The 25902-nt window shown below is 65.9% G+C and carries 23 protein-coding genes and 3 pseudogenes; 7 read left to right on the forward strand and 19 right to left on the reverse strand.

Annotation, left to right across the window (positions count from 1 at the left end):
• The first annotated feature begins 155 nt into the window (after window positions 1-155).
• Together CFB89_RS27525 and CFB89_RS27530 are read left to right on the forward strand one after the other, a co-directional pair.
• Complete coding sequence (locus tag CFB89_RS27525; RefSeq protein ID WP_179233545.1) at window positions 156-944, forward strand: IclR family transcriptional regulator; 789 nt, start codon at window positions 156-158, stop codon at window positions 942-944.
• A gap of 309 nt (window positions 945-1253) precedes the next feature.
• Window positions 1254-2012, forward strand: a pseudogene (locus tag CFB89_RS27530) (LysR family transcriptional regulator); the annotation flags it as partial.
• A gap of 46 nt (window positions 2013-2058) precedes the next feature.
• Here the strand turns inward: CFB89_RS27530 and CFB89_RS27535 are convergent.
• A complete protein-coding gene (locus tag CFB89_RS27535; protein ID WP_089470697.1) occupies window positions 2059-3390 on the reverse strand; it encodes an MFS transporter in 1332 nt (443 codons plus the stop codon).
• A 56-nt stretch (window positions 3391-3446) separates the two neighbouring features.
• Window positions 3447-4637 carry a M20 aminoacylase family protein gene (locus CFB89_RS27540; RefSeq protein WP_089470698.1) on the reverse strand — a complete coding sequence of 397 codons (1191 nt, stop codon included), beginning with the start codon at window positions 4635-4637 and terminating at the stop codon, window positions 3447-3449.
• 464 nt (window positions 4638-5101) lie between these two features.
• On the opposite strand from CFB89_RS27540, the pseudogene CFB89_RS27545 reads away from it, so the two are divergent.
• Window positions 5102-5431: pseudogene (locus tag CFB89_RS27545) on the forward strand (DUF3331 domain-containing protein); the annotation flags it as partial.
• Window positions 5432-5473: 42 nt separating this feature from the next.
• On the opposite strand, the gene CFB89_RS27550 reads toward CFB89_RS27545, so the two are convergent.
• The 4 genes from CFB89_RS27550 to CFB89_RS27565 form a co-directional block, all read right to left on the reverse strand.
• On the reverse strand, window positions 5474-5863 hold the full coding sequence (locus CFB89_RS27550; RefSeq protein WP_089470699.1) for a limonene-1,2-epoxide hydrolase family protein: 390 nt from the start codon (window positions 5861-5863) through the stop codon (window positions 5474-5476).
• Window positions 5864-5940: 77 nt separating this feature from the next.
• Window positions 5941-6777, reverse strand: coding sequence for an alpha/beta fold hydrolase (locus tag CFB89_RS27555; protein ID WP_089470700.1), 837 nt, complete (start codon window positions 6775-6777; stop codon window positions 5941-5943).
• Between the two features lie 159 nt (window positions 6778-6936).
• Window positions 6937-8019: an alkene reductase gene (locus CFB89_RS27560; protein ID WP_089470701.1), complete on the reverse strand. Its 1083-nt coding sequence runs from the start codon at window positions 8017-8019 to the stop codon at window positions 6937-6939.
• Window positions 8020-8075: 56 nt separating this feature from the next.
• Window positions 8076-8813 (reverse strand): SDR family oxidoreductase, encoded by a 738-nt coding sequence (locus CFB89_RS27565; RefSeq protein ID WP_089470702.1) that lies wholly within the window; start codon window positions 8811-8813, stop codon window positions 8076-8078.
• 109 nt (window positions 8814-8922) lie between these two features.
• On the opposite strand from CFB89_RS27565, the gene CFB89_RS27570 reads away from it, so the two are divergent.
• Window positions 8923-9843: a LysR family transcriptional regulator gene (locus CFB89_RS27570; RefSeq protein WP_089470926.1), complete on the forward strand. Its 921-nt coding sequence runs from the start codon at window positions 8923-8925 to the stop codon at window positions 9841-9843.
• Between the two features lie 48 nt (window positions 9844-9891).
• Here CFB89_RS27570 and CFB89_RS27575 read toward each other — a convergent pair whose 3' ends face one another.
• From CFB89_RS27575 to CFB89_RS27620, 10 genes are all read right to left on the reverse strand, one after another.
• Entirely contained in the window at window positions 9892-10824 is a 933-nt protein-coding gene (locus CFB89_RS27575) for an amidohydrolase (protein WP_089470703.1), read from the reverse strand.
• 2 nt (window positions 10825-10826) lie between these two features.
• On the reverse strand, window positions 10827-12149 hold the full coding sequence (locus CFB89_RS27580) for an MFS transporter (RefSeq protein ID WP_089470704.1): 1323 nt from the start codon (window positions 12147-12149) through the stop codon (window positions 10827-10829).
• Between the two features lie 11 nt (window positions 12150-12160).
• Entirely contained in the window at window positions 12161-13399 is a 1239-nt protein-coding gene (locus tag CFB89_RS27585; RefSeq protein ID WP_089470705.1) for an MFS transporter, read from the reverse strand.
• The gene (locus CFB89_RS27590; protein WP_089470706.1) at window positions 13396-14676 is read right to left on the reverse strand and encodes an MFS transporter; all 1281 of its coding nucleotides are present in this window, start codon (window positions 14674-14676) and stop codon (window positions 13396-13398) included. Before CFB89_RS27590 ends, CFB89_RS27585 begins: the two co-directional genes overlap by 4 nt.
• The gene (locus CFB89_RS27595) at window positions 14673-15719 is read right to left on the reverse strand and encodes an amidohydrolase (RefSeq protein ID WP_089470707.1); all 1047 of its coding nucleotides are present in this window, start codon (window positions 15717-15719) and stop codon (window positions 14673-14675) included. The genes CFB89_RS27590 and CFB89_RS27595 overlap by 4 nt, the downstream gene beginning before the upstream one ends.
• Window positions 15720-15730: 11 nt before the next feature.
• Window positions 15731-16882 carry a porin gene (locus tag CFB89_RS27600; protein ID WP_089470708.1) on the reverse strand — a complete coding sequence of 384 codons (1152 nt, stop codon included), beginning with the start codon at window positions 16880-16882 and terminating at the stop codon, window positions 15731-15733.
• A gap of 46 nt (window positions 16883-16928) precedes the next feature.
• Entirely contained in the window at window positions 16929-18308 is a 1380-nt protein-coding gene (locus CFB89_RS27605; RefSeq protein ID WP_089470709.1) for an MFS transporter, read from the reverse strand.
• A gap of 86 nt (window positions 18309-18394) precedes the next feature.
• A complete protein-coding gene (locus tag CFB89_RS27610) occupies window positions 18395-19324 on the reverse strand; it encodes an SMP-30/gluconolactonase/LRE family protein (protein WP_089470710.1) in 930 nt (309 codons plus the stop codon).
• 21 nt (window positions 19325-19345) lie between these two features.
• Entirely contained in the window at window positions 19346-20293 is a 948-nt protein-coding gene (locus tag CFB89_RS27615; protein WP_089470711.1) for an NAD(P)-dependent oxidoreductase, read from the reverse strand.
• Window positions 20293-20991 (reverse strand): methyltransferase, encoded by a 699-nt coding sequence (locus tag CFB89_RS27620; protein ID WP_089470712.1) that lies wholly within the window; start codon window positions 20989-20991, stop codon window positions 20293-20295. The genes CFB89_RS27615 and CFB89_RS27620 overlap by 1 nt, the downstream gene beginning before the upstream one ends.
• A 165-nt stretch (window positions 20992-21156) precedes the next feature.
• On the opposite strand from CFB89_RS27620, the gene CFB89_RS27625 reads away from it, so the two are divergent.
• The gene (locus CFB89_RS27625) at window positions 21157-21867 is read left to right on the forward strand and encodes an IclR family transcriptional regulator (protein ID WP_089470713.1); all 711 of its coding nucleotides are present in this window, start codon (window positions 21157-21159) and stop codon (window positions 21865-21867) included.
• A 72-nt stretch (window positions 21868-21939) separates the two neighbouring features.
• On the opposite strand, the pseudogene CFB89_RS27630 reads toward CFB89_RS27625, so the two are convergent.
• Both CFB89_RS27630 and CFB89_RS27635 read right to left on the reverse strand, forming a co-directional pair.
• Window positions 21940-22413: pseudogene (locus CFB89_RS27630) on the reverse strand (MFS transporter); the annotation flags it as partial.
• A gap of 35 nt (window positions 22414-22448) precedes the next feature.
• On the reverse strand, window positions 22449-22985 hold the full coding sequence (locus CFB89_RS27635) for a carboxymuconolactone decarboxylase family protein (RefSeq protein WP_089470714.1): 537 nt from the start codon (window positions 22983-22985) through the stop codon (window positions 22449-22451).
• 65 nt (window positions 22986-23050) lie between these two features.
• On the opposite strand from CFB89_RS27635, the gene CFB89_RS27640 reads away from it, so the two are divergent.
• Window positions 23051-24088, forward strand: coding sequence for an AraC family transcriptional regulator (locus CFB89_RS27640; protein ID WP_089470715.1), 1038 nt, complete (start codon window positions 23051-23053; stop codon window positions 24086-24088).
• A 290-nt stretch (window positions 24089-24378) separates the two neighbouring features.
• Window positions 24379-25284 (forward strand): LysR family transcriptional regulator, encoded by a 906-nt coding sequence (locus CFB89_RS27645; protein ID WP_089470716.1) that lies wholly within the window; start codon window positions 24379-24381, stop codon window positions 25282-25284.
• A 95-nt stretch (window positions 25285-25379) separates the two neighbouring features.
• Here the strand turns inward: CFB89_RS27645 and CFB89_RS27650 are convergent, their stop codons facing one another.
• Window positions 25380-25859: a nuclear transport factor 2 family protein gene (locus CFB89_RS27650; protein WP_089470717.1), complete on the reverse strand. Its 480-nt coding sequence runs from the start codon at window positions 25857-25859 to the stop codon at window positions 25380-25382.
• Window positions 25860-25902: the final 43 nt, after the last annotated feature.

The raw sequence follows: 25902 nt of genomic DNA on the forward strand, positions 1-25902 counted from the left end.
TTAAATGTTCTATATACGAACATAAGATCGTGTATCGAACGTTCAACGCATCATAGGGAGTGCAGGGACGACCTGTCAAGCGCGCGGTCCGCCGGGCGGTTGGCGTGTCGGGCCCCATGCGCTATCTTCTCGGCTGCACGACATTCCAGGCGCTCATGACAACCGACGATATTCAAACGAAACCCGGCGACTCCTATGTGCAGTCGTTCGCGCGCGGCCTCGCGGTGATCCGCGCGTTCGACGCGACGCGCCCGGAGCAGACGCTCACCGAGGTCGCGTCGGCCACCGGCCTCACGCGCGCGGGCGCACGCCGGATCCTGCTCACGCTGCAGACGCTCGGCTACGTCGAGGCCGACGGCCGGCTGTTCCGGCTCACGCCGAAGATTCTCGAGCTCGGCTTCGCGTATCTGACGTCGATGCCGTTCTGGAATCTCGCCGATCCGGTGATGGAGCAGCTGTCCGCGCAGATCCACGAAAGCTGCTCGGCCGCGGTGCTCGACCGCACCGAGATCGTCTACGTGCTGCGCGTGCCGACCCGCAAGATCATGACGATCAACCTGTCGATCGGCAGCCGGCTGCCCGCGTACTGCACGTCGATGGGCCGCGTGCTGCTGTCCGCGCTCGACGACGCGGCGCTCGACGAAACGCTCGCACAGAGCGGCATCCGCGCACATACGCCGCGCACGATCACCGACCTCGGCGAACTGAAGGCGGCGATCGCGCAGGCGCGCCAGCAGGGCTGGGCCGTGGTCGACCAGGAACTCGAAGTGGGGCTGATGTCGCTGTCGGCGCCGATCCGCAATCGGCGCGGGCAGATCATCGCCGCGATGAACATCAGCGGCAACGCGCAGCGGCATACCGCGAAGCAGATGGTGAAGGAGTTTCTCGGGCCGCTGCAGCAGGCCGCGCAGACGGTCTCGGAACTGGTGGCGCGGCGCGGGTGAGCGGTGACTTCGCTCGCGGGATCGGCCCGACGGTCATTCGCGGATCGCGCGGATAAAAAGACGGGCGGCATTCGCCGCCCGCTCAACTCTGACTCTGCTTGAAACGTCCTTCTCACGGAACGCGGGGTGCGCTCCGCATCGACCAATTTAGGGGTGCGGCCACGCCCGGTCAATTTGACGAGAACGAAAATTGCGGGGCGCCGTTCGGACAGGGGCTCGCCGCGTCGCTCACGCGCCCCGCAGCATCCCGTGGCGCACCGGCACCGGGCCCGCCACACGGCCGAGCGGCGCGCCGGCCGTCACGAAGCGGATCGCGGGATCGTGCCGACGGCGGTCGGCCAGCGGCTGCTCGCGCGTTCCGGTTCGATCCTCGGCGAATGCGAGCAGGTCGAGCGGGAAATCCGTCAGTTGAGCGGCGCGTACGAAGGCACCGTCACGCTCGGCCTCGTGACCGAGCCGCTGATCGACGCGTTCGCGCCTGTACTGACCGCGTGCCGCGCGCGCTTCGACAAGGTCGACGTGCACCTGCGCACCGGCACGTCGCGGATGATGATCGGCTGGCTGCGCGAAAGCGCGGTCGATTTCGCGATCGCGCTGGTCGCGAAGCAGACCGACACGACCGATCTCGCGGTCACGCCGCTGCGCACGTCGGCGCCGGTGGTCGTCTGCAACGGGCATCCGGCAATGCACGCGCAATCGCTCGTGGAGCTGGCCGGTTACGGATGGGTGTCGACGCGCTCGCCGAACCTGAGCGCCGATCCGGTCGTCAACCGGCTGCTTGCGTACTTCGACGCGCACGGCCAGCCGCCGCCGACGATTCTCGCGACCGTCGAAGGGATGTTCGAGACGCTGCGGATCGTCACGCAGACCGATTCCCTCGCGCTCGAAACCGAAGCCCTCACGCGGCACGGGCCGTTCGCCGGCGCGCTCGTGAAAGTGCCCGTGCGCGAGCTTGCGGAATCGCAGGACATTTGCCTGCCGCAGCGCGCGGCCGTGCCGCTGACGCCGGCCGCGCAGGAACTCGCGACGATGCTCGCGTCGTACCTGAGAGTGGTGCGCGGGCGGTAAGCGCACACGGCCGCGTCGCCGCTCGCGCCGCGCATCGCGCGCCGGGTCAGTCCAGCGATTCCCGCGCCGTCTCGCGCAGCATCGCGACCGCGATCAGCGACAGCACTACGCACGCGGCCACGTAGCCGGCCGGCGCGAGCTTGCTGCCGGTCGTCTTCACGAGCCAGGTCGCGATCAGCTGCGCGGTGCCGCCGAAGATCGTCACCGCGAGCGCATACGCGATCGAAATGCCCGTCGCCCGCACGTGGCGCGGCAGCGACTCGCACATCAACGCCATTTCCGAGGCCGAACCGAGCGAATAGAACAGCAGCATCAGCGCCGTCAGCGGCAAGATCACCGACAGCGTCGGATGATGATTCATCAGCCAGAACGCCGGAAACAGCAGCACGACCAGCACGCCGCGGCCGACGAAGATCGGCAGGCGGCGGCTGCCGAGCCTGTCCGACAGCCAGCCGAACAGCGGGCACGTGACCAGCATCACGCAGCCCGACGCGACGCCGACGAACATCGACAGCTTCATCGGCAGGCCGAGCGTATGGATCGCGTAGGTCGGCATGTAGAACGTCAGGATGTAGGTCGACACCGTGCCGCCCATCACCGTGAGCATCAGCAGCAGCACCGTGCGCGTGTGCTTCGAGAACAGCTCGCGCAGCACGCCGCGCTCGATGCCGTGATGGCGGTCGCCGGGCGCGTCGTCCGCGAGCCGGCGGCGCAGGACCATCCCGACCGGCGCGATCAGCACGCCGACGAGAAACGGCAGCCGCCAGCCCCAGCCCTCCAGCGCATCCGTCGTCATCGTGTTCGACAGCAGCGCCGCGAAGCCCGAGCCCATCAGCGCGGCGCCGCCCTGCGTCGCGAGCTGCCAGCTCGCACGGAACGCGCGGCGCGACGTGCCGCCCTGTTCGAGCAGCGTCGACGTCGCCGCGCCGAATTCGCCGCCCTGCGAGAAGCCCTGCAGCAAGCGCGCGAACACGACGAGCAACGGCGCGGCCACGCCGACCTGCGCATAGGTCGGAGCGATCGCGATCAGGCCGGTGCCGAGCGCCATCAGCATGATCGTCAGGTTCAGCGCGGCCTTGCGCCCCTTGCGGTCCGCATAGACGCCGAGCACGACGCTGCCCAGCGGCCGCGTGAAGAAACCGGCGGCGAAGGTCGCGACCGACAGCAGCAGCGACGTGGTCGGGTCGCTCGACGGGAAGAACAGCTTGCCGATCAGCACCGCGAAGAAGCCGTACACGGTGAAGTCGAAGAATTCCAGCCAGTTGCCGATCACGGCCGCCGCGATCGCGCCGCGCCGCGTGACGGCCGGCGCACCGGCAGCGCCGGCTTCGGCGGCGCCCGCCGGCGCCGGGTGCAGCGCGAGATGATCTTTCTGCATCGCTATCCTCTCCTGTCAATGCGGCCGGAAGCGCCGGCCGCGCGCCGCCGCCGCGATCACCGCCCGAGGTAACGCTCGACGAGGCGCGTCCAGAACGCCGCGCCGATCGGCAGGTTGCGATCGTTGAAGTCGTATTTCGGGTTGTGCACCATGCAGCCGTCCTCGCCTTCGCCGTTGCCGAGCCGCACGAACGAGCCCGGCCGCTGCTGCAGCATGAACGCGAAATCCTCGCTGCCCATCAGCAGATCGGTCTGCTCGACCACGTGCGCATCGCCGACGAGTTCGCGCGCGACCTGCGCGGCGAAATCCGTTTCGGCATCCGTATTGACGACGACCGGATAGCCCTCGATGTACTCGACGTTCGCGCTCGCGCCGTAGCTCGCGGCTTGCGTTTGCGCCAGTTCGGTGATGCGGCGCTTGAGCAGCGCGCGCACTTCGGGACTGAACGAACGTACGCTGAGTTCGAGGCGCGCGCCGTTCGGAATCACGTTGTTCGCGGTGCCCGCGTGCATCGAGCCGACCGTGACGACGGCCGGCTGCGACGGGTCGACGTTGCGCGCGACGATCGTCTGCAGCGCCATCACGATGCTCGCGGCGACGACGACCGGATCGACCGTCAGATGCGGCCGCGCCGCGTGGCCGCCGACGCCTTCGATCGTGATGATCGCCTTGTCGCCGGCAGACATGAACGGGCCGCGCCGCGTGAGGAACACGCCCGGCGCCGCGCCCGGATGGTTGTGCATGCCGAACACCGCATCGCACGGGAAGCGCTCGAACAGGCCGTCGTCGATCATCTTCTTCGCGCCGCTGTCGACGCCGTGCTCTTCCGCGGGCTGGAAATACAGGTGCACGGTGCCCGAGAAGTTGCGCGTCTTCGCGAGATGCTGCGCGGCGCCGAGCAGCATCGTCGTGTGGCCGTCGTGGCCGCACGCGTGCATCTTGCCGTGCGTGCCGCTCGCATACGGCAGGCCGGTCGCCTCGACGATCGGCAGCGCGTCCATGTCCGCGCGAATGCCGATGCTGCGCGCGCCGTCGCCCACTCGCAGCGTGCCGACCACGCCCGTCTTGCCGACCCCGCGCGTCACCTGCCAGCCCCATTGCTCGAGCTTGTCCGCGACGAGCGCGGCCGTGTCGTGCTCTTCGTACGCGAGTTCGGGGTGGTGGTGGATGTGGTGACGGATCTCGCGCAGCCCGTCGGCGGCGGGCATCAGATCCTCGACTTCGGTGAATCGGATATCGGTGGTCATCAAGGGGCTCCTGCGTTTATCTGCGCACGCCGATGGCGCGTGCGGGAAAGCGAGCCACTATATCCAGCCGATATCGGTTCAATAAGATGCGGAATATTTCACCGTGATAAGGGTTTTTAATCAGGGTTAATACGGATGCGCCGGGTAACCCCCTTCGTCAGGAACTTCGGCCCAACGCGCAAGCGCTCATCCCTGACCTGTTCCCTCGTGGAATGACACATCGGAGTCCTACGCCAATTTTCAATAAAAAATAGACGTCGTATCCTCCACGCTGTCGTGAACGTCCTTAAGCGAAACAATACCTGTCATTCGCCGATCGACTGGGTGGCATACCGCGCGCATCACTGAAAAGCGGCCATATCCCGGCCGCTAGTTGAGGGGACGCATCTCTCACACCATTTTCGAAGATGCATGGCATGAACGACCTCAGTCCCTGGGAACAGATGATCGCGGCGCTTGCGTCCATGCTCGACGGTGGAACCCGTGTACCGGAGCAGGGGCGCGGCAACGTGAGCGCAGCGCGAGAGCCGAACGGAACCGGCGTCCGGGCGAACGGTATTGACGAAGTCGCCAGGGCCATCGTCGCCGTCGAGCGTCTGAATGGGTCGACGGTCCTCGTGTCGTGGAGCGACTCGACACGCTGTCGCTATGACGAGCAGCGCTGGGTCAACGCGAAATCACGGCGCAAGGGGCGCTGTGCATTGAGTGGCGAACTCGTGCAAGTTGGCGACGATGTCTACAAGCCGCAGTGGCGTGGCTCGAAACGGCCGGGGAATAGCGCCGAGATGATCCTCGCGTCGGCAATGGATTGCATGATCCGCGGCCGCAGTTCAAGACTACTGCTTGATTGCGCTCAACTGCCGATCGAAGTCCGCGGGATCGAAGTAGTCTCGCCAAACCGTGATTCGATCATCGACGATGGTGAGTGTGCCCATCACGGGAAGCGTGATTTTTCCGCCTGATGCGTGTTGAAAGACGTCGATCCGCTCATTGAGAACGACGTTTCCCGCTGCGGCGATATGGGTCACCGTCCAGTCGGCCTTGAACGTCGTACCGATCCCGAAGTCGCCATGGAATTTGCGGACATTGTCCCGTCCAACGATGTCGGGGAACGGAACGTTATCGTAGAGGACATCATCGGAGAGCATCGACAGTGCGTCGTCGATGCGGTTCTCCGTCCAAAGCGAAAAGAAGCGAAGCGCCACAGTCAAAACATCGGTAGTCATCTCGGCTCCACGGATTAGGGGGTGGAAAGCAGGCGCGGTACATGGCGCACAGGCAGGGTCTCCATGTACCGCCGGTCTTAGCCTTGAACGAATGCCAGCAATTCAGGGTTCAAGACACCTGCGTTGACGGTCAACATCCCATGAGAGAAGCCCGGGAACGTCTTCAGCGTGCCGTTCTTCAACAGCTTGATTGTCTTGAGCGCCGCGTCTTTGTACGGGACGATCTGGTCGTCTTCGCCGTGAAGCACCAGCGTCGGCACGTCGATCAACTGGAGATCTTCGGTCTGGTCCGTTTCCGAAAACGCCTCGATACCGTCGTAGTGGGCCTTCGCGCTACCCATCATTCCCTGGCGCCACCAGTTCTGGATAACGCCCGGATGAACGGTCGCATCCGGACGGTTGAACCCGTAGAACGGACCCGCGGGCACGTCTACGAAGAACTGCGCGCGATTTTCGGCGAGCCCCTTGCGTAGCCCGTCGAAGACATCCTGCGGCAGGCCTTCGGGATTCGATGGCGTCTTCAGCATCAGCGGCGTCACGGCGCTCACAAGAATTGCCTTGGCGACACGCCCCGCCGGCCCGCCGTGCCTTGCAACATAGCGCGCGACTTCGCCGCCACCGGTGGAATGGCCGATATGCACGGCATTCCTGACGTCCAGCGTCTCGACGAGCGCAAACACGTCCGCTGCGTAATGATCCATGTCGTGACCTTCGGCGACCTGCGACGAGCGCCCGTGTCCGCGCCGGTCGTGCGCAATGACGCGATACCCGTTCGACAGGAAGAAGAGCATCTGGGCATCCCAGTCATCCGCGGAGAGTGGCCAGCCGTGATGGAACACGATCGGCTGAGCATCCCTGGGCCCCCAGTCCTTGTAGAAAATGTCGACGCCGTCTCGCGTGGTAATGAATGACATGATCGTGTTCCTTTCGTACGGTTGCAGGGAAGTAACGGTTGCTGCGGAAGTCGTCGTGGCAAGCGCGATCTCGGGTGGTTGTCGCCCGAATGCGGCCGGCAGGCGAAAGGGACGTACACGGGTGCCGCCCGATCTTGAGCCCGCTTCAGGAAGGCAGAGTTACGTCGACGCCGCGAACGGGTAATCGATGTAGCCCTCCGCGTCTTGCGTGAACCACGTTGCCGGGTCGTCCGACGCGAGCGGAATCGCTTCGGCCAGACGCCGGGGGAAATCCGGATTGGAGATGAACGGGCGCCCGAACGTAACGGCGTCGCCAACGCCCGCATCGAGTTCCGCCTGAGCGCGAATGGCGTCGAAATCCGAGTTGAGCACCAACGGTCCTTTGAAAGCCGGTCGAATTTTCGCAGCGAGCGGATCGAGGTAGCCGACGCCGAAACTGCCGTTCAGCGGAGGCTCACGCAGTTCCAGGAATCCGATCCCTACCGCGGATAGCGCCTCGGCGGCCGCGACAAACAACGGCAAGGGATCGCTGTCACGCACGCCCTGGGTTTCGCCGTTGGGAGACAGACGAACGCTGGTACGGCCGGGACCCGCTACATCCGCGACAGCCCGGGTTGCCTCGATGAGAAGCCTGAGCCGATTCGAGATCGATCCGCCATACGCGTCGCTGCGGAAGTTGGCACTGTCTCGCAGGAATTGATCGATCAGATAACCGTTCGACGCATGCAGCTGTACGCCGTCGAAGCCGGCCTGCAGCGCATTCCGCGCTGCGGCGGCGAACTGCTCGACAACCGCGGGAATTTCGTTTGTCTCGAGTGCGCGTGCCTGCGTGTAGGGCTGCTTGCCCGAGTAGGTGTGAGCATGGCCGGGCGCCGTCGTCCCGGACGAGGAGACAGGCGGTGCGCCATTCAGAAAGCTCGGATGCACGACTCGCCCCATATGCCAAAGCTGAGCGATGATGCGACCACCCGCTTCGTGCACGGCATCGGTCACCGTACGCCAGCCGGCAATTTGCGCAGTTGCCCACAGCCCGGTGGCGTAAGGCCATCCCAGGCCCTGCCGGGAGATGCCGATCGCCTCCGAGATGATGAGCCCCGCGGACGCACGCTGACTGTAATAGTCCGCCATCATCGCGGTCGGTACGTGTTCGCGCGTTCCCCGCGCACGCGTCATCGGCGCCATGAAGATACGGTTGGGCGCTTCAATCGCACCGAGTCGCAACGGATCGAACAGCGTAGGCACCCGAACCTCCTTCTCGTTTTTGCCAACGTGGAAATGCCGGCAACTCTTTATCGGACTCAGACAAGGCGAGCGCCGCCGTCGACATGAATCGTCTCGCCGTTCATGGATCCATTGCTCATGAGGAACACCACGGCAGCGCCCACTTCTTCGGCGGTTCCCAAACGGTGCAGCGGCAATTTGTCCTTCAATGCGTTGACGTACGCGTCACGACCTTCACCGAGCGTGCGAGCCAGCAACGGTGTATCGGTGGTGCCGGGCGAAACGGTGTTGACACGGCGAGGCGCAAGTTCGAGAACCAGCCCCCTGGCCAGCGCCTCCATCGCGGCCGACGCGGACGCAAGAATGGCTGTGCCATAGGCGTTGGGTCGATCGGCCAACACGCCGGAAATGAACGTGACGGAGGCATCGGCCGCCAGACGGTCACCCAATGCGCGCAAGGTATGGACGGCTGCCCAAACGCGCTCGTCGAACGCCCGCCGTAGATAGTCGACGTCCGCCTCGAGTACCTTGCCTGCCACGAAGGTTCCCGCGAGGAGAACGAGATGGTCGACGTGAGCGATGTCCGCCAATGCCGCGACGATGGTCTCCGGCTTGGTCACGTCGGCGCTTCGCCAACCCGCGAATCCATTCTCGATCGCGACCTGTTCGGCGCCCTCCGGGTTGAACCCGACAACCGTGACGCTTGCACCGGCGGCCTTGGCCTGTTTGGCCGCGGAAAGGCCGATTCCGGACGTTCCGCCGAAGATGAGGACGGACTTGCTCTCGAGTGAATGCGAATCGAAATCGGAGTTCATGAAGTGGGCCCTGTCAGCCGGCGCAACTCAAGACGGCGCCGTGCAGAGCACTCTATACTTGGCAGCGGACATTGATAATCAGCGCCGCATTCGCTTCTATATTTCCGCCATGGAACAAATCAGCCTGGACCGCCTCACCGGTCTCATCGCATTTAGCCGCGCGGCATCGTTAGGAAGCTATTCGGCTGCAGCGCGCGCGCTTGGCGTAACGCTTTCCGCTGTGAGCAAAAGTATCCAGCGCCTGGAGCGTCACTTCGAGATCAAACTGTTCAACCGCACGACACGGTCATTGACGCTGACTTACGAGGGGCGCGACCTGCATGAACGCACGCTGCGCCTGCTGTCGGAAATGGAAGCGATCGAACAGGCTGCTGCCTCGGCGCGATCCGAGCCTGCGGGCATCCTGAAAGTGACCGCGCCGCTCCCGATCGGGGTCCATCTGATCGCGCCCGCCCTACCCGCGTTTCGTCAGCGCTTTCCAAAACTGTCGCTCGACCTGCGCCTGGGCGATCATTTCGTCGACCTCGTCGGTGAAGGTATCGACGTGGCTGTTCGCGTGGGGGACCTCGCGGGCTCTCGTTTGGTCTCGCGAGCGCTTTCCCCTCACTACATCGGCGCCTACGCGTCTCCGGACTACCTTGCCAAACGCGGTGTGCCAAGACATCCCGACGACCTCGTGGATCACGATTGCGTGAACTTTCGCTTTCAAAGTTCGGGGCAAGTTCTTCGCTGGACCTTTGCCACGGGCGAAGCGTCGCTCAGCCTCACGCCGGATGCGGGCATCGTTGTCGATACCAGCGATGCGGTAGCTGCCGTCATGGCGGCAGGTGGAGGCGTGGGCATTTCACCGACGTATGTCGCTGCATCGTACGTTCGGCGCGGGGAGCTCGTGCCGGTCCTCACCGAGTTCGTCGAACCGCGCTCCACTATCACCGCGCTCTGGCCCGAGAGCCGCCGGAGTAGCCCGGCCGTCAAAGTATTCCTGGCATACCTGAAGAAAGTCTTTGCTTCGTATGCGGCAGGCCATTGACGACGTACCCGCTGTCGGGGCGCACCGATGCCGGCCCACCGCATTGCGCTATGCAAATCCGTACAGCTTCGCCGGGTTCGTGACGAATATCCGCTGCTGCCAGTCCGGACGCCCGATCCACCCGGCGATCACGTCCAGCAGGCTTGCGTCGTCCGGCTTGTCCGTCTTCTGCGTCGGGTGCGGCCAGTCGGTGCCCCACAGCATGCGTTCCGGCGCCATGTCGATCAGCGCCTTCGCGACCGGCGCGACGTCGTCGTAGGCGGGCGCCCCCGTCTTGCTGTCGACGTACGGCCCCGACAACGTGATCCACGTATGGCCCTTTTCGACGAGGCGTTGCGCGGTGCGAAACGCGGCCGACGACAGCCCGCCGGGCTGCGGCACATGCGCGATATGGTCGATGACGAGCGGACAAGGCAGCACCGCAAGATGACGCTCGAGTTCCGGCAGCCGCGCGCCCTGCACCACCAGTTCGATATGCCAGCCGAGGTTCGCGATACGCGCGGCGAGCGGCGCCAGCATGTCGAGCGTCGTCGCGCCCGGATAGCTCAGGTTGAACCGGATCGCACGGATGCCGCCGCGATCGAGCGCCCGAAGTTCGTCGTCGCTCACGGTGCCGTCGACGACGGCCACGCCGCGCGCGTCGTCGCCGAACTGCGCAAGCGCCGCCAGCGTGCAGCGATTGTCCGTCCCGTACGTCGACGGCGTCACGACCACGTTGCGCTTCACGCCGATCCGCGCCTGCACGCGCCGGTATTGCGCGACGGTCGCATTCGGCGGGCGCAGCGTCGTGCCCGGCGCGACCGGAAACCGGTCGTCGTAGATGTGCATGTGACAGTCGATCGCCCCTTCGGGCAATTGGAACACCGGCCGCTCGGTGCCGCTCGACCACGTTTCGTCGGCAGCGGCCAGCCTCGGCAATGCAGCCGAAGCCAGCGTCGCGCCGGCGATCCTGAGGAATTCGCGTCTCGCGATGCGCGCCATGATCAGATCGTCCCCGTCTTGCCGACCAGCTTGCCGGCCGCATGATTGCGCGTGAGCAGCAGCAGCGTCGCGACGCTCACGAGCGTGAGGATCGCGAGCGGCATCAACGCGAGCGCGTAGCTGCCCGTCGCCGCCTTCACCCACCCGTACACGTTCACCATCAGCCCGCCGCCGAGCAGGTTCGCGATCGCATTGACCGTCGCGAGCCCGGCCGCCACGGTGCTGTTGGACAGCATGTCGGTGGCGAGCGCCCAGAACGGGCCCTTGAACGAATACGCGCCGACCAGCACCGCGCAGAGCATGCAGACCGTCGGCAGCAGCGATCCGCTCAGCGACGTCGCGAACAGGCCCACGCCGATCAGCAGCATCGGCACGACCGTGTGCCAGCGCCGTTCGCCGACGCGGTCCGAGCGACGGCCCCAGTACACCATCAGGACGGAGGCCACTGCGTACGGCACCGAATTCAGCAGGCCGGTCTCCATGACGGTCAGGCCGAACGACTTCAGCAGCTGCGGCTGCCACACCGACAGCGTGCTGCCTGCCGCGGAAGCGCACGTGTCGACGAGCGCGAGGCACAGCACGTAGCGGTTGCGGAACAGTTGCGCGAGCGGCAGCGACGGCACCTTCTTGCGTGTCTTGTGGCCGGCGGCCAGCGTGGCCGAGAGCCATGCGCGCTCGTCGTCGTCGAGCCACCTCGCGTTCTCCGGCTTGTTCGGCAGTATGAACAGGCAGGCGACGCCGAGCAGCACGGTCGGAATGCCTTCGAGGATGAACAGCCAGTGCCATCCACGCAGGCCCCAGACACCGTCCATCTGCAACAGCAGCGCGGAGACCGGCGAGCCGATGAAGCTCGCGGCCGGAATCGCGACCATGAACGTCGCGACGATCCGCGCACGGTACTGCGTCGGAATCCAGTACGACAGATAAAGCAGCACGCCCGGGAAGAAGCCGGCCTCGGCCGCGCCCAGCAGGAAACGCAGCACGTAGAACGTCGTCGCGTTATGCACGAGCGCGGTCGCCGCCGACACGATGCCCCACGTGATCATGATCCGCGCGATCCAGATCCGCGCGCCGTATTTCTGCAGCGCGAGGTTGCTCGGCACTTCGAAGAAGAAGTATGAAATGAAGAACAGGCTGCTGCCGAAACCGAACACCTGCGCCGACATCCCGAGGTCGTGGTTCATCTGCAGCGACGCCATCCCCACGTTGCCCCGGTCGATGAAGGCAAGCAGGTAGCAGATCATCAAAAAGGGAATGAGTCGCCAGACGACCTTTCGTATGGTCCGGCGCTCGATCGCGGACGCGTCCATGAAAGCGGTTTGCATGTTGTCTCCGTTTATTGTGCGCCTGAGCGCGTTCCTGTAAACCGTTGCCACGCGATGATCGCCACGACGCCGCACGCGAGCACGGTGGCCATGGCGGCGAAGGTGTGTCGCACGCCGAGCGCCTCCGATGCGCTGCCGACGAGCAGATAACCGAACGGCATCGTGCCGTTGTAGGCCATGCCGTACATCCCGACGAGCCCGCCGCGCACGTGTTCCGGACACTGCCGCTGAATCGTCGCGTTCGTCGACGTGGCCGCGAACGTGAGGCTGAAGCCGAGCGCATAGAACGCGGGAATCGATCCCGCCGCATCGGTCGTCGCGGCCAGCACGGCCAGTGCGCCGACCGCCGTCCACGGCGCATACGCGATGAACCGGCGCGACGCGCGCGGCCCGAACGCCGACGACAACAGCACCGCCGCGCTCAACGAACCGGCGCCGGCGCACGCGAAGAACACGCCGGTAAAGCGCGCCGCGTCGTGAAAGCCCTGGTCCGCGAGCAGCGGCACGAGCGTCTGGTAGCTGCCGGCGAACAGGCCGATGCACGCGAGAATCGGCAGATAGCGGGCCGAGAACGCATCGGACAGCACATAGCCGACCGCGTCGCGCAGGCCGCTTTCCGCGCGCGACGGGCGGTCCACCGACTCAACCCGGATCGACCGCACGCATGCCGCCATGAAGCACAGCGCGAGCGCATAGATCGCAAACGACGTGCGGGGCCCGAGCGTCGGATAGACGAATCCGGCGATGGTCGGGCCGACCATGCGTCCGACGTTGTAGACCATCGTGTTCATCGCGACCGCGTTGGAGGTGTGCGTCGCATCCTGCAGGCTCGTCAGCAGCAGCACCTGCCGCGCCGGCGTTTCCACCGCGCTCGACACGCCGATCGCCAGCGCATGCGCGAGGATCAGCTTCACGCCGAGCAGGCCGAGCAGCGACAGCGTGAAGAGGCTGCCCGTCAGCAGCAGCGACGCCGTCAGCACGCATAGCGTCACGCGGCGCGCATTGGCCGAGCCGATGCGGGAGCCCGCCACCGGCGCGACGATCAACTGCGGCCCGTACAGCAGGAAATTGAGCAGCGCGAGGATCGCCGCCGAGCCGGACAGGTGATAGATCAGCAGATTCAGCGTGACATTCTGCGTCCAGCTGCCGAGCACCGACGCGACCTGCCCGCTCAGATAGCGCCGCAGCGATGCCTCGGTCAGCGCGGGAAACAGCCGGCTCACCCACCCCGCTTGCGTGGCCACGTTCATGACAGCGTCTTCCCGCGCGTTTCGGGCGCGAACAGCACGACCGCGGCCGCGGCGACGAACGCGACGATCGTCGTCGCGAGCCCGAGCACGAAGCCGCCCGACGTCGACGCCAGCGCACCGATGATCAACGGCGCGATGAAGCCGCCGAGCCGGCCGCCGTTGTATGCGAGGCCCATGAAGAAGCCGCGCGATGCCGTGTTGCCGATGATCTCCGCGAGGAACGGGCCGGCACCCGCGAAGATGCCGTTCACGCTGAAGCCGGTCAGGAAGATCGCGGTCATCAGCAGCAACGGATTCGCCGACACGATGTACACGCCGACGGCCAGCGCACCGACCAGCAGGTAGGCCAGGAACATCGGACGCCGGCCGATGCGGTCCACCCATGCCGAGAACAGCAGGAATCCGGTGATCGCGCCGAACTGCAGCGCCAGCACGAACTTCAGGCTATGCACGAAGTCGAGGTGCTTCACCGTGACGAGGAACGTCGGCGTCCACGTGAATACGCCCCAGTACAGGTATTGCAGAAAGAAGATGAAGCAGAACGCGGTAAGCAGGCCGCGCACGTTCAGCTTCTCGCGACTCGCGGTGTCGAGCTTGCGGGCCTGCGACTTCGCGTGCCGGCGTTCGAGCCAGATCGGCGATTCCGGCGTCTTGCGCGCGACCCAGAACAGAATGAAGAACGGCGACGCGCCGATCAGGAACAGCAGACGCCAGCTGTCGCCACCCAACCCGCCATGCGCGGCGCCGACGATGCCCGAGATTGCGATCGCGAGAATCGCGCCGATCGGCAAGCCCATCTGCATCAGCGCGCCGCCCTTGCCGCGCCGGCTCGGGTGCCAGGTTTCCGCGACGAGCGCCGCGCCGGCGGTCCAGGTTCCGCCCATGCCGAGCGCGCCGAAAAAGCGCAACGCGGCGAACGTGTGCGCGTCGGGCGCGAATGCGATCAGGCCGGAAAACAGCGAGTAGATGCCGACGCAGAGCAGCGCGGTGCGCACGCGTCCGATCCGGTCCGACACGAAGCCGAACAGAATGCCGCCGACGATCTGTCCGGCCGCCGTGACGCTCGTGAACATGCCGAGCTGCGCCTTGCTCAACCCGAACTGCAGCGCGAGCGTCGGCAGCAGGAGCGACAGCAGGAACGAGTCGTAGCTCTCGAACGTCCAGCCGAGCCCGGCGAGCGACAGCGAACGCCATTCGATACCGGTCATGCGCGTGAGCCCTTTTTCCGCGGCTGCGGCTTCCATCTCCTGCGTCGTCACGATTGCATTCGTCTTCATGGGTTGTCTCCGGGAAGCGCGATGCGATACGTCGATGCGGCCGTCCGGCTGAACAGCGCGGCCCTTTCATCGGCCGACATCGCGGACGCGAGTCGTTTGAAGGCATTCCACAGCACGCGATAGCCGAACATCCCCTTGTCGACGGGGAAGTTGCTTTCGAACATGCAGCGATCGACGCCAAAGCATTCGATGCAGGTGTCGAAATACGGCCGCCATGCCGCGGCCAGCTCCTGCGAAGACGGCGGCAGGTCGCGCGCGGCGAAGTCGAAACCGAACACGGTCATGCCCGCGCCGCCGAGCTTCATGCGCGTGTTCGGCAGCGCGGCGAGACGCGCGAGTGGCCGTTTCCATTGCGCATGGACTTCCGCGCGCCGGCCGGCATGCGGCCCCACGCCGAGCGGACCGCCGAAATGGTCGATGACGACGGTGACGTGCTCGCATGCGCGCGCGAGTTCGTACAGGTCGTCGAGCTGCGTGTGATAGACCCACGCATCCAGCGACAGCCCGTAGCGGCCGAGCGTCGTCACGCCCTGCCGGAAAGCCGGGTCCGACATCCGGTCGCGCGGCGGCGTCACCGGGCTCGATCGCACGTCGGGGCTCGCATGCCACGCGAGCGGATTGCGGATCCCGCGCAGTCGCCCGCCGGACACCTGCGCCATCGTGTCGAGCACCGCCTCGAGTTCCGCGCCGAGCGACAGATCGGCGCCGCCGACGATGGCCTCGCAGCACCGCGCGGGACCGTATGCGCCGCTGTCGAACATCGCGGCGATGCCATTCGCGAATTCCACTTCGCCAACCGGCTTGAATGCGTCCGGGCCGCTTGCGCGCAACATCGATCGACACTGCACGTACACCGTCGACACGACCCGATGCCCGCTGCGCACGTCCGCGCCGAACTCGTCCGCGAGATAGCGTCCGGTCTGGCGGTCCCACAGGTGGTGATGGGCATCGACGATGGCAAGCTCGGGTTCGAGCACCGGCTCGTCGCGCAAGGCGAGCCACGCGGGCCGGACGGGCAGATGGGGCGCATGAACGGTCTGCATCGCGCTCGCCGTCAGAACTTCTGGCGCATGCCGATCACCACGCCCGTCTGGTTGTGATCGGGTGCGACCGTGCCGTAGCCGTTCACGCCGAGCGCGGAGCCGCCCTTGTTGCGCGCGAAACCCGCCGTCGCATAGATGTCGGTGCGCTTCGACAGCAGGTAGTCCGCACTGAGCACGGCAAGCCACGGGTCGGCACTCGTCGAATGCACGTCCTGGTAATAGGCCGTTGCCGTGACCACGAACGCCGGCGACACCGCGTATTGCGCGCCGGCCCAGTACAGGTTCGCCGCGCTGGCGTCGGAACCGTTCGCGACACGGATCGGGTTCGCCGGCAGGAACGCGTTCGACGCCTGAAGATAGCGATAACCGGCGAATCCCTTCACCGGTCCGATCGCATACGACGCGGCGGCCGTCGCACGACGCTCGATGCCCGTGTTGGTCGCGACGGTGTTGCTGTTGCGCTGCTCGTACGACACGCTCGCGGCGAGCGGCCCTTGCGCGAAAGTCAGCGCCCCGCTGAAGAAGCGGCCGGTGAGTTGCGCGCCCGGCACCTCGGCGCCGTACCCGGTGTCGTAGCGGGTGCTGTACATGGCCTGCGCCGTCAGCGGGCCGAACACACCGGTGTACTTCGCCGAATTGTCGATACGCGCGGCGGCCGCGTAATCGACCGACAGCACCGAGTATCGCGACGACGCGCCCATCGGGTCGAAGGCCACGGCCTGTTCGTAGAAGAGCGAGTTCTGGCGGCCGAACGTCAGTTGCTGGCCCCGGTACGCCAGCCCGACCCACGCCTGCCGGCCGAAAATCCGCGACGTCGTGGCGGCATTCGAACCGAGGCCTTTCGTCGACTGCGCGGTCGTGCCGTCATTGATGTTGAAGCCGTTTTCCAGCTGGAAAAGGGCCTTCATGCCGCCGCCGAGATCCTCGACGCCCTTCAGCCCCCAGCGCGAACCGGACAGATTGCCCGACGCTTCGCGCGTCTGCGCGCCGCCGGTGCTCGCGTTGTTGATGTGCTCGATACCGACGTCGGCAATGCCGTACAGCGTGACGCTGCTTTCCGCATGGGCGGCGCCGCACCACGAGGTCGCGCTCGCGACGGTGAGGGCGCCGAGCACGAAGCGGGAGGTCGGGCGGGTATTCCGGCTGGCCTGATTCGACAACATGGAGTCTCCAAACTGTTTTTTATGGGTGGGTCCGACGAAGGAAAATTCACGGCTCGCGGGCGATAGGCGCTTCGCCGGCGCCCGAGCCCGGATCGCCGAGCCACGCGATGGTCAGCGCGCCGAGCAGCAGCACACCCGACACGGCGATGAGCGGCGCTGTGAAGCCGCCGGAGAATTGCTTGAGCGCGCCGATCAGCGACGGCCCGACGAAGCCGCCGAGATTGCCGACCGACACGATCAGCGCGAGTCCGCCCGCGGCGGCCCGGCCGGTGAGGAATCCCGACGGAATGGCCCAGTAGGTCGCCTGGAACGCGAGGATCCCGCTCACCGTGACGCACAGTGCGATCAGCTTGAAAGCCGGCGCATGAATGAAGGCGCTCGCACACAACGCCGCCGCGGCGAGTGCCAGTGCACCGGCGACATACGGAATGCGGTTGGCCGCACGATTGGCGACACGCGCCCACCAGAGCATCGCACCGGCGCCGATCGCATACGGAATGGCCGTCAGCCAGCCGACCACCGCGTGTTCGACGCCGAACTGCTTGATGATCTGCGGCATCCACAAGCCGACGCCGAGCGAGCCGACGATCCCGCAGAAGTTGACGAACGCGAGCACGAACACGCGCCAGTTCGTCATCGCGTCGCGCAGCTTGCTGCCGTGCTTCGCGCCGATGTCGCGTTGCTCGAACGCCAGGCGCTTCGCGAGCGACGCCTTCTCTTCGTCACTGAGCCACGCGGCTTTCTCGGGACGGTCGGCCAGCACGAACAGGCACGCGATGCCGAGGATCACCGCCGGTACGCCTTCGATCAGCAGCAGCCACTGCCAGCTGCGCAGCCCGTGCAGGCCGCCGAGTTCGAGTAGCGCACCGGAAATCGGCGAGCCGATCATGTTCGCGACGGGGATGCCGACGAGGAAGGCGGCCGTCACCTTCGCGCGCCACTTGCCGGGAAACCAGTGCGTGAAATACAGGTAGATGCCGGGCGTAAATCCCGCCTCGGCGAGCCCGAGCAGAAAGCGCGCGGCCGCAAAGCTCTTCGGTCCGACGACGAACGCCGTCGCCATCGAGAACACGCCCCACGTGATCATGATTCTCGCGATCCATACACGCGCCCCGACCTTCTGCATGATCAGGTTGCTCGGAATCTCGAACAGGAAATAGCCGATGAAGAACAGGCCGGCACCGAAACCGAACTGCTCGGCCGTGAGACCGAGATCCTTGTTCATCGTGAGCGCGGCAAAACCGACGTTGGTCCTGTCGAGATAGCTGATCACGTAGCAGACGAAGATGAACGGCAGAATGCGCCGGAACGCCTTCGCGAGCGTGCGCTCGCTGGCCGCGTAATCGTCGCCGGCGAGGCGCTCCGCGGATGGCGCGTCGGCGCGCGGGGCGTCGTCGCCGGCATGCAGCGCGTGCGAAACGGTCATGCTTGTCTCCTTCGTCGCGCGGCTGGCGGCGCGATCTTTCGGCATACGGGCGAGAAGCCGACGCGCGGCTTCCCGGCTCTTGGGTCTCAGCCCTGCTTCGCGGCCTGCTTCGGCAGCGGGCCGGCAATACTCATGTCCGCTTTCAGCACGGAACCGGACGTCGATTCGGTGATGAAGAGCGTCTTCATGTCCGGGCCGCCGAAGCACACGCTCGTGAGCGACGCTCCTTTCGGCCCGGTCAGGATCTCGACGGGCTCCGCGCAGTGGTTGAGCACCCACACGCGGCCGAGCCCCGGATTCGCGACGAACAGGCGGCCTTCGAGATCGACGGTGAGGCCGTCGGGGCCGCTCGGTCCGTGGGACGTGAAGAACGGGCTGACCTTGGTGACCGATCCGTCGGCCTGCAGCGGCATGCGCCACACGGCATTGCCGCGCGTCATCGCGACGAACAGCACTTTCTCGTCACGCGACAGGACGAGCCCGTTCGGGCTCGGGCAGGTGCCGAGCAGCATGTCGAGCTTGCCGTCGGGCGACAGCCGATACACGCGGCCCGTCGGATCATGCAGCCCGGTCTGCCCTTGATCGGTGAAATAAAGGTTGCCGGCCGAGTCGAACGTCAGGTCGTTCACGCCCTTGAAGCGCTCGGTGTTGCGGCGCTCGAGATACGGGCGAATTTCACCGCGCTCGATATCGAGCAGCATCAGGCCGTTCCGGTAGTCGGTGATGATCAGGTGCGATGCGTCGAAGCGCTTCATCCCGTTGGGCTCGCCGTCGTATTCGACGACCAGATCCCAGTCGCCCGACGGCGAAATGCGGAAGATGCGCCCGTGCGGAATGTCGGTCACGAACAGATAGCCGTCCGGATCCCACACCGGCCCTTCGAGAAAGGAATCCGTGACCATGCCGCCGCGATTCGCGCGCGCCCATTCCGTGCGAACGTCCGGCTTGCGAAACTTCTCCGGCATGCGCGTGAACACGTCGGCTTCGCGCACGTCGGGACTCGTCAGATAAAACATGCGTACCTCGATGTTCGGGGTTCAAGCCGCGCTGTGCGCGCGTTCGTCCAGCACCGCGAGAACGTTGGCGGCCGCGCCCTTGCCCATGTTCACGTACGCGGCATCGCTCACGCCGCCGATATGCGGAGACAGAATCACGTTGGGGATTTGCTGAAACGGGTGCGGCACCGTCATCGGCTCGACGTCGAAGCTGTCGAGCCCGGCCGCGCGCAAGTGGCCGCTCGCCAACGCGTCGGCAAGCGCGGCTTCGTCGATCAGGCCGCCGCGTGCGGTATTGACGACAATCGCCCCGCGCTTGAAACGCGCGAGCGTGTCGCGGTCGAGCATGCGGCGGTTGTCGGCCGTCAACGGACAATGCAGCGACACGACGTCCGATTCCGCGTACAGCGTGTCGAGCGGCACGAGCTTCACGCCGGCCGGCGCTTCCTTCGCGAACGGATCGAACGCGAGCACCTTCATGCCGAACGCGGCGCCGATCGCGGCCACGCGCCGGCCGATCGCGCCGAGGCCGACGAGGCCGAGCGTGCGCCCGTCGAGTTCGACGGACTTGTGCGTCGACTTGTCCCAATGGCCTTCACGCATGCGGATATCGAGCTGCGGAACCGACTTCGCACACGCGAGCAGCAGCGCCCACGCGTGCTCGGCGACGGCGGCCGCATTCGCGCCGACCGCGGCGCGCACCGCGATGCCGCGCGCGGCGGCGGCGGCCTGATCGATCACGTCGATGCCGCTGCCGTGCTTCGAAATTACCTGCAGGTTTTCGGCGGCGTCCATGATGCGGGCGTTGACCTTGCCGTACCGGACGATGATCGCGACCGGCTTGTGCCGGGTGCAGAGCGCCACGATGTCGTCCTCGGTCGGTTGCTTGCCGGCGAACACGACGTCGAACTGCGCAAGCATCTCGAGCGCTTGCGGCGCCAGGTCGGCGGCGGTCACGAGGACCACGGGCTTGTGCGAAGCGATCTGCATCACAGTGCCTCGCCTTCGGCCAGCATGCCGGCTGCGCGCAGCTCCTTCTCGATCCAGCCCGGACGAAGGTCGCCCTTGTGGATCGCCGCGATACGCGCGGTTTCGAAGTCGAGCTTTTTCTGCGCGAGATCGACGATGCGCGCGACGTCGGTGCGCGCAATGACGACGACGCCGTCGGCGTCGCCGACCACCAGGTCGCCCGGATTGACCGCCGTGCCGCCCAGCGAGATCGGCGCATTCACGCGCCCCGCGACGCTTTTGGTCGGGCCGCACGGATTGAGGCCGGCCGCGAAGATCGGGTAGTCGCCGTTGGCCAGTTCGTGCGCGTCGCGAACCGCGCCGTCGATGACGATGCCGGCGATGCCGCTCGCCTTTGCCTGCGCCGCCATGATTTCGCCGAGCAGCGCGCACGAGATATCGCCCTTGCCGTCGACCACGACGACGTCGCCCGGCTTCGCGACGGCGAGCGCCGCATGGATCGCCAGGTTGTCGCCGGCGCGAACTTCGACCGTGACCGCCGGGCCGGCGACCTTCATCTTCGGCGACAACGGCCGCACGCGGCCATGCACCGTGCCGCGGCGGCCCGCGACGTCGGCCAGGATCGCGGCCTGGTAGCGCGCGGCCGCCTGAACGAGTTCCGGCGAAACGCGTTCGATGTCGCGATTGATCGAAGAAGTGCCGGCGGATGTCTTGCTCATGATTCGACCTCGGGTTGTGTGTTGTACGCTGTACAACACTGGTGTACATGGTGAAATCACTATAGCCAAGCGAGGCGCGTCATGGCACTGGCGTTTACCCTTTTACGTGGTAAACCAGCGTTTTACTCTGTACAATTTCGGGTAAATGTCGACGGGAGAGAAGGAATGGGAAACGACGGGGTCGTTGCCGTGGAAAAGGCGCTTTCGCTGCTGGACTGCTTCAAGCCCGGCGCCGAATCGCAATCGCTCGCGACGCTGTCGCAGGCGTCCGGCATGCACAAGACGACGGTCTATCGGCTGATGAACTCGCTGGAGCGAATGGGCTATGTCGTGCGCGCGCAGTCCGGCAATTATTCGCTCGGACATCGCGTGCTGTACCTCGGCAAGCTGTACGAGCAGTCGTTCCACCTGTCCACGGTGGTCGAACCGGCGCTGCATGCGCTGGCCGCGCTGACGAAAGAAAGCGCATCCTACTACGTGCACGACAACGGGCAGCGGCTTTGCCTGTTTCGGGTCGAACCGTCCGAAGGCTTGCGTGAAACGCGGCTCGCGGGGACGATGCTGCCGCTCGACGACACGGCCATCAGCCAGGTGATCCGTTTCTGGGGGCTTGGCGAACCGATCTACGACAAGCCGCCCGCACTGCCCCTCTTCACCGCGGGTGCACGCGACGTGCACACGGCGGCGTTCGCGGTGCCGATTTTCGGCGCCGGCGACAAGTTCATGGCGGCGCTGACGCTTTCCGGCCCTGCCTCCCGCCTCAGCGTCGCGCACGCGTCGGGCGAGCTGGATCGACCGCAACTGGATGCGGCCGCCGATCTGTCCCGGAAGCTGGGGGCGAGTGTCGCGCTCTGCGAGAACGTCTACGGCACCTGATTGCCGCTTCGGCGAAGGCAGGGTTCAACTCGGCGAGCCGTTCGTCGCCCGCATGACGCGTGCGGTCGTTCCTTATGCATGCGTCGGGCGCGGCCGGTCGGTCGTCCGCACAACCGCATGGCCGGCGGACATCGACCGTGACCCGAAGTCCTCGCCGCGCGATTCGCGCGACGCGATCACCGCGACGAACGCGGGGAGCGCCATCAGCATCGCGTAACCCGCGACGAAGATCGCCGAGCCCGCATAGCTGACGAGCAGCGTGCCGACGATCGGGGCGATCGACCCGCCGAGCACCGATGCGAGCTGATAGCGGGTCGACAGGGCGGTAAAGCGCACCCGCGTCGGAAACAATTCGGCCATCGGTCCGAGAATGATGCCGTGGCAGGCCAGGCACGCGATCAGCGCGAGTTGCGGATGCGCATAATCGCTGCCCGGCGACAACGTGAACAACGAACAACCGGCGACCGCCGCACCGAGCAAGCCGGCGATCAGCACCGGGCGCCGTCCGACCCGGTCCGACACGTGCGCGGCGAATTGCGCAACGACGCAGTGTCGGAAGCCGGCCTCGATCCGCCGCGCCGTTACGCCACGGCCGGAAAATCGAGCGTCGTATCGTTCACGCGATTGACGAGGTTCGTGAACGTGATCGATGCGATGGCCAGATTGATCTCGATGAGCTGGCGTTCCGTATAGCCAGCCGCGCGCACCGCATCGACGGCCGCAACGGGAACCGTGCCGCGCGTGCCGACGAGCGTACGGACATACGCGACCAACGCGTCGCGCGCGGCGTCGCCGGTGGCCGCGCCCGCGCGCACCTGCTTCATCTGATCGCTCGTCAGGCCTGCCAGTTTGCCCATCAGCGTGTGAGCGGCGACGCAGTAATCACACCCCGCGTATTCGCTGACCGCCAGCTTGATCACTTCGATATCGGCCTTGCCGAGCGTGCTCGCCGCGACCGCGGCATCGAACGCCAGCACCGCGCCGAGCGCTTCGGGGCTTTGCGTGCCGACGGTTGCGTATGCGTTGGGCACCTTGCCGACAGCCTTCTTGATCTTCGCGAACACTTCGGCGGCCGCGCCGGTTGCCTCTTCAGGGCGAATGGTGGTGAGACGGGACATGATCGACTCCTTGCTTCGTGGTTGAACGGTTAGCCATGTCGTATGGCATGGGAGTCAGTGTAGGGATGCGCGACGATTTCTTTAATGCCATACTGCCGCAACTTCATGCTCAAACGTCTCATATGGAAATGCTCGACCGATTGCTGTCGATGATGCCGGTCACCGGGCGGCTTGACGTGCGGTGCCACTTCGGCGCGCCGTGGCGCATCGACCATCCCAAGTCGAGCGAGTGGGAACTCCCCTATCACATCCTGTTGCGCGGCGAGGCTGTCGTCGAGTGCGAGACGGGCGGAGAAGACGAACCGACGCTCCGGATGAAGGCGGGCGACATCGTGGTGTTTCCGTCCGGCAGCGCCCATCGCCTGCACGACGGCAGCGGCGAGGCGCCGCGCGCGGCGCGCGAGCGGCACAGGAACGGCCTGACCGTTGCGACGAACGGCAGCGCCGATGCGAACACCGACGTGCTGTGCGGGCGCTTCGTGCTGCCTGCCGTCCCGCAGCAGTTGCTGCGCGACCATCTGCCGCGACGTCTGATCGTGAGCAGCGTAACCGCGGTCGATGGACAGACGCGCGACGCCGCGTTTGCAGCCACGCGACTCGCGCGGGTCATCGAATTGATGCGCGAGGAAGTACTGGAGCAACGCGCCGGCAGTGCCGCGGTCGTGGATCATCTGTCCGGCGCGCTGTTCGCGTTGACCCTGCGCAGTGCGTCCGAGGCAGGCCACGCGCCGCGCGGGCTGCTTGCACTGGCACAACGTCATCGGCTGCAACCGGCGCTCGCAGCCATGTTCGACGAGCCCGAAAAACCCTGGACGCTGGCACAGCTGGCCGAGCGCTGCCACATGTCGCGCGCGACGTTCGCACGCCACTTCGACGAGGCGATCAGCCGCTCGGCAAGCGACGTCCTGACGGAAATCCGCATGGCGCTGGCCGGGCGCAAGCTGGCGCAAACGACGATGTCCGTCGCCGAGATCGGCGAATCGGTCGGCTATCGATCCGAAGCCGCGTTCCAACGGGTGTTCAAACGGCAGGTAGGCATGACGCCGGCGAAGTGGCGCATGCGATCGTCGCGAATCGCGGAGCCGGAAGTGCGTTCATCCTGACGCACGATGCTTGCGCCGCGTTCGCCCGTCGACTCCGTCCGGGACCGACGTTCGCGCGATCGCCTGCATGGGGACCGGATTCGCGATGTTGCCGCATGCATCGCGGCCGGCCCACGACCGCGCATCCGTCGACGATGCATGTTGCCTGCACGAACAACGATCGTCCCCCGCACCGGCCCCACAGGCGGAACGGGTTCGAAACTTTGCTATGCTGGCCGCCGCCATGCGGCGACATGGATGCGCACGATGCGCGTAAGGCCACGTTCACTTCACCCGGATATCTTTCATACATGGACAGGCTCCAGGCCATGACCACCTTCGTCACGGTGGTCGAGACGGAAGGATTCGCATCGGCGGCGCGCAAGCTGAACGTATCGCCGTCGGTGATCAGCCGCGTGATGACGGAACTCGAGGAATATCTCGGCGTGCGGCTGTTGACGCGGACGACGCGCGTGGTCCGCATCACCGATGCGGGCGCGTCGTTTTACGAAGACTGCCGGCGCATTCTGGCGGACATCGACGCGGCCGAGCTTTCCGCCACCGGCACCGGCAATGCGCCACGCGGCCAGCTCACCGTCACGGCGCCCGTGCTGTTCGGCAAGAGCTACGTGACGCCGATCGCGCTCGAGTATCTGGAGCAGCATCCTTTCGTCAATCTCAACTGCTGGTTTCTGGACCGTGTCGTGAATCTCGTCGATGAAGGCGCCGACGTGGCCGTGCGCATCGGCGAGCTGCCGAACTCGTCGCTGCAGGCGATCTCGGTGGGCAAGGTACGCCGCGTGCTGTGCGCGTCTCCCGCTTATCTGGACGCGCACGGCACGCCGCGGCATCCGGACGATCTCGCGGCTCACGTCACGATTCAGGCGACGGGCATCACGCCGGCGCCCGAATGGCGCTTCCGCGCGCGGGACAAGACGCTCGCCGTCCCTATCCAGCCACGCCTGCTGACCACGACGAACGATTCCGCGATCGCCGCGGCAACGGCCGGTCTCGGGATCGTGCGCCTGCTGTCCTATCAGGTGGTCGACGAACTCGCGCAAGGCGCGCTGCGCGTGCTGCTGGCCGAGCACGAACTTGCCCCGCTTCCGGTTCACGTCGTGCATCGCGAGGGCAGGCACGCGAACCGGAAAGCGCGCGCGTTCATCGATCTCTGCGTCGAAAAGCTGAGAGCCCAGGCGCCGATGTGGTCTGCATAGCAGGCACCGGCGAGTCGGCGCGGCGCGCGCGCGACGGAACCGTCCCGACCGGCACGCGTATCAGGCATCGCGTTCGGTAGGCAGGCAAGCCGCTCCTACAGGCCGAGATCGCTCAGGCCGGGATGATCGTCGGGCCTGCGCCCGAGCGGCCAGAAGAACTTCCGGTCGGCCTCGGCGATCGGCAGATCGTTGATGCACGCATGGCGGTGATGCATGAGGCCATCGTCACCGAATTCCCAGTTCTCGTTGCCGTACGACCGATACCAGTTCTGCGCGTCGTCGCGCCACTCGTAGGCGAAGCGCACGGCGATCCGGTTGCCGCCGTATGCCCACAACTCCTTGATGAGCCGGTAGTCGAGTTCGCGCTGCCACTTGCGTGTGAGCAGCGCGACGATCGCCGGACGGCCGGTCGCGAATTCGGCGCGGTTGCGCCACACGCTGTCGACGCTGTACGCGAGCGAAACCTGCTCCGGATTGCGCGTGTTCCACCCGTCTTCGGCGAGCCGCACTTTTTCGATCGCCGTCTCCAGCGAGAACGGCGGAAGCGGCGGGCGAACAACGTTGACGTCTTTCATGATCAAACTCCTTTCGTTGGGAATCGTCGCCGGGCGACGAGGG

Origin of the sequence: Burkholderia sp. AU16741 (assembly GCF_002223345.1) — a bacterium.
Taxonomy (GTDB): Bacteria; Pseudomonadota; Gammaproteobacteria; order Burkholderiales; family Burkholderiaceae; genus Burkholderia; species Burkholderia sola.

What these genes read in the sequence shown, in the direction of transcription:
- CFB89_RS27525 (WP_179233545.1), top strand. Translation starts at nt 156, where the DNA reads ATGACAACCGACGATATTCAAACGAAACCCGGCGACTCCTATGTGCAG.
- CFB89_RS27535 (WP_089470697.1), bottom strand. Translation starts at nt 3,390, where the DNA reads ATGCAGAAAGATCATCTCGCGCTGCACCCGGCGCCGGCGGGCGCCGCC.
- CFB89_RS27540 (WP_089470698.1), bottom strand. Translation starts at nt 4,637, where the DNA reads ATGACCACCGATATCCGATTCACCGAAGTCGAGGATCTGATGCCCGCC.
- CFB89_RS27550 (WP_089470699.1), bottom strand. Translation starts at nt 5,863, where the DNA reads ATGACTACCGATGTTTTGACTGTGGCGCTTCGCTTCTTTTCGCTTTGG.
- CFB89_RS27555 (WP_089470700.1), bottom strand. Translation starts at nt 6,777, where the DNA reads ATGTCATTCATTACCACGCGAGACGGCGTCGACATTTTCTACAAGGAC.
- CFB89_RS27565 (WP_089470702.1), bottom strand. Translation starts at nt 8,813, where the DNA reads ATGAACTCCGATTTCGATTCGCATTCACTCGAGAGCAAGTCCGTCCTC.
- CFB89_RS27570 (WP_089470926.1), top strand. Translation starts at nt 8,923, where the DNA reads ATGGAACAAATCAGCCTGGACCGCCTCACCGGTCTCATCGCATTTAGC.
- CFB89_RS27575 (WP_089470703.1), bottom strand. Translation starts at nt 10,824, where the DNA reads ATGGCGCGCATCGCGAGACGCGAATTCCTCAGGATCGCCGGCGCGACG.
- CFB89_RS27580 (WP_089470704.1), bottom strand. Translation starts at nt 12,149, where the DNA reads ATGCAAACCGCTTTCATGGACGCGTCCGCGATCGAGCGCCGGACCATA.
- CFB89_RS27585 (WP_089470705.1), bottom strand. Translation starts at nt 13,399, where the DNA reads ATGAACGTGGCCACGCAAGCGGGGTGGGTGAGCCGGCTGTTTCCCGCG.
- CFB89_RS27590 (WP_089470706.1), bottom strand. Translation starts at nt 14,676, where the DNA reads ATGAAGACGAATGCAATCGTGACGACGCAGGAGATGGAAGCCGCAGCC.
- CFB89_RS27595 (WP_089470707.1), bottom strand. Translation starts at nt 15,719, where the DNA reads ATGCAGACCGTTCATGCGCCCCATCTGCCCGTCCGGCCCGCGTGGCTC.
- CFB89_RS27600 (WP_089470708.1), bottom strand. Translation starts at nt 16,882, where the DNA reads ATGTTGTCGAATCAGGCCAGCCGGAATACCCGCCCGACCTCCCGCTTC.
- CFB89_RS27605 (WP_089470709.1), bottom strand. Translation starts at nt 18,308, where the DNA reads ATGACCGTTTCGCACGCGCTGCATGCCGGCGACGACGCCCCGCGCGCC.
- CFB89_RS27610 (WP_089470710.1), bottom strand. Translation starts at nt 19,324, where the DNA reads ATGTTTTATCTGACGAGTCCCGACGTGCGCGAAGCCGACGTGTTCACG.
- CFB89_RS27615 (WP_089470711.1), bottom strand. Translation starts at nt 20,293, where the DNA reads ATGCAGATCGCTTCGCACAAGCCCGTGGTCCTCGTGACCGCCGCCGAC.
- CFB89_RS27620 (WP_089470712.1), bottom strand. Translation starts at nt 20,991, where the DNA reads ATGAGCAAGACATCCGCCGGCACTTCTTCGATCAATCGCGACATCGAA.
- CFB89_RS27625 (WP_089470713.1), top strand. Translation starts at nt 21,157, where the DNA reads ATGGGAAACGACGGGGTCGTTGCCGTGGAAAAGGCGCTTTCGCTGCTG.
- CFB89_RS27635 (WP_089470714.1), bottom strand. Translation starts at nt 22,985, where the DNA reads ATGTCCCGTCTCACCACCATTCGCCCTGAAGAGGCAACCGGCGCGGCC.
- CFB89_RS27640 (WP_089470715.1), top strand. Translation starts at nt 23,051, where the DNA reads ATGCGCGACGATTTCTTTAATGCCATACTGCCGCAACTTCATGCTCAA.
- CFB89_RS27645 (WP_089470716.1), top strand. Translation starts at nt 24,379, where the DNA reads ATGGACAGGCTCCAGGCCATGACCACCTTCGTCACGGTGGTCGAGACG.
- CFB89_RS27650 (WP_089470717.1), bottom strand. Translation starts at nt 25,859, where the DNA reads ATGAAAGACGTCAACGTTGTTCGCCCGCCGCTTCCGCCGTTCTCGCTG.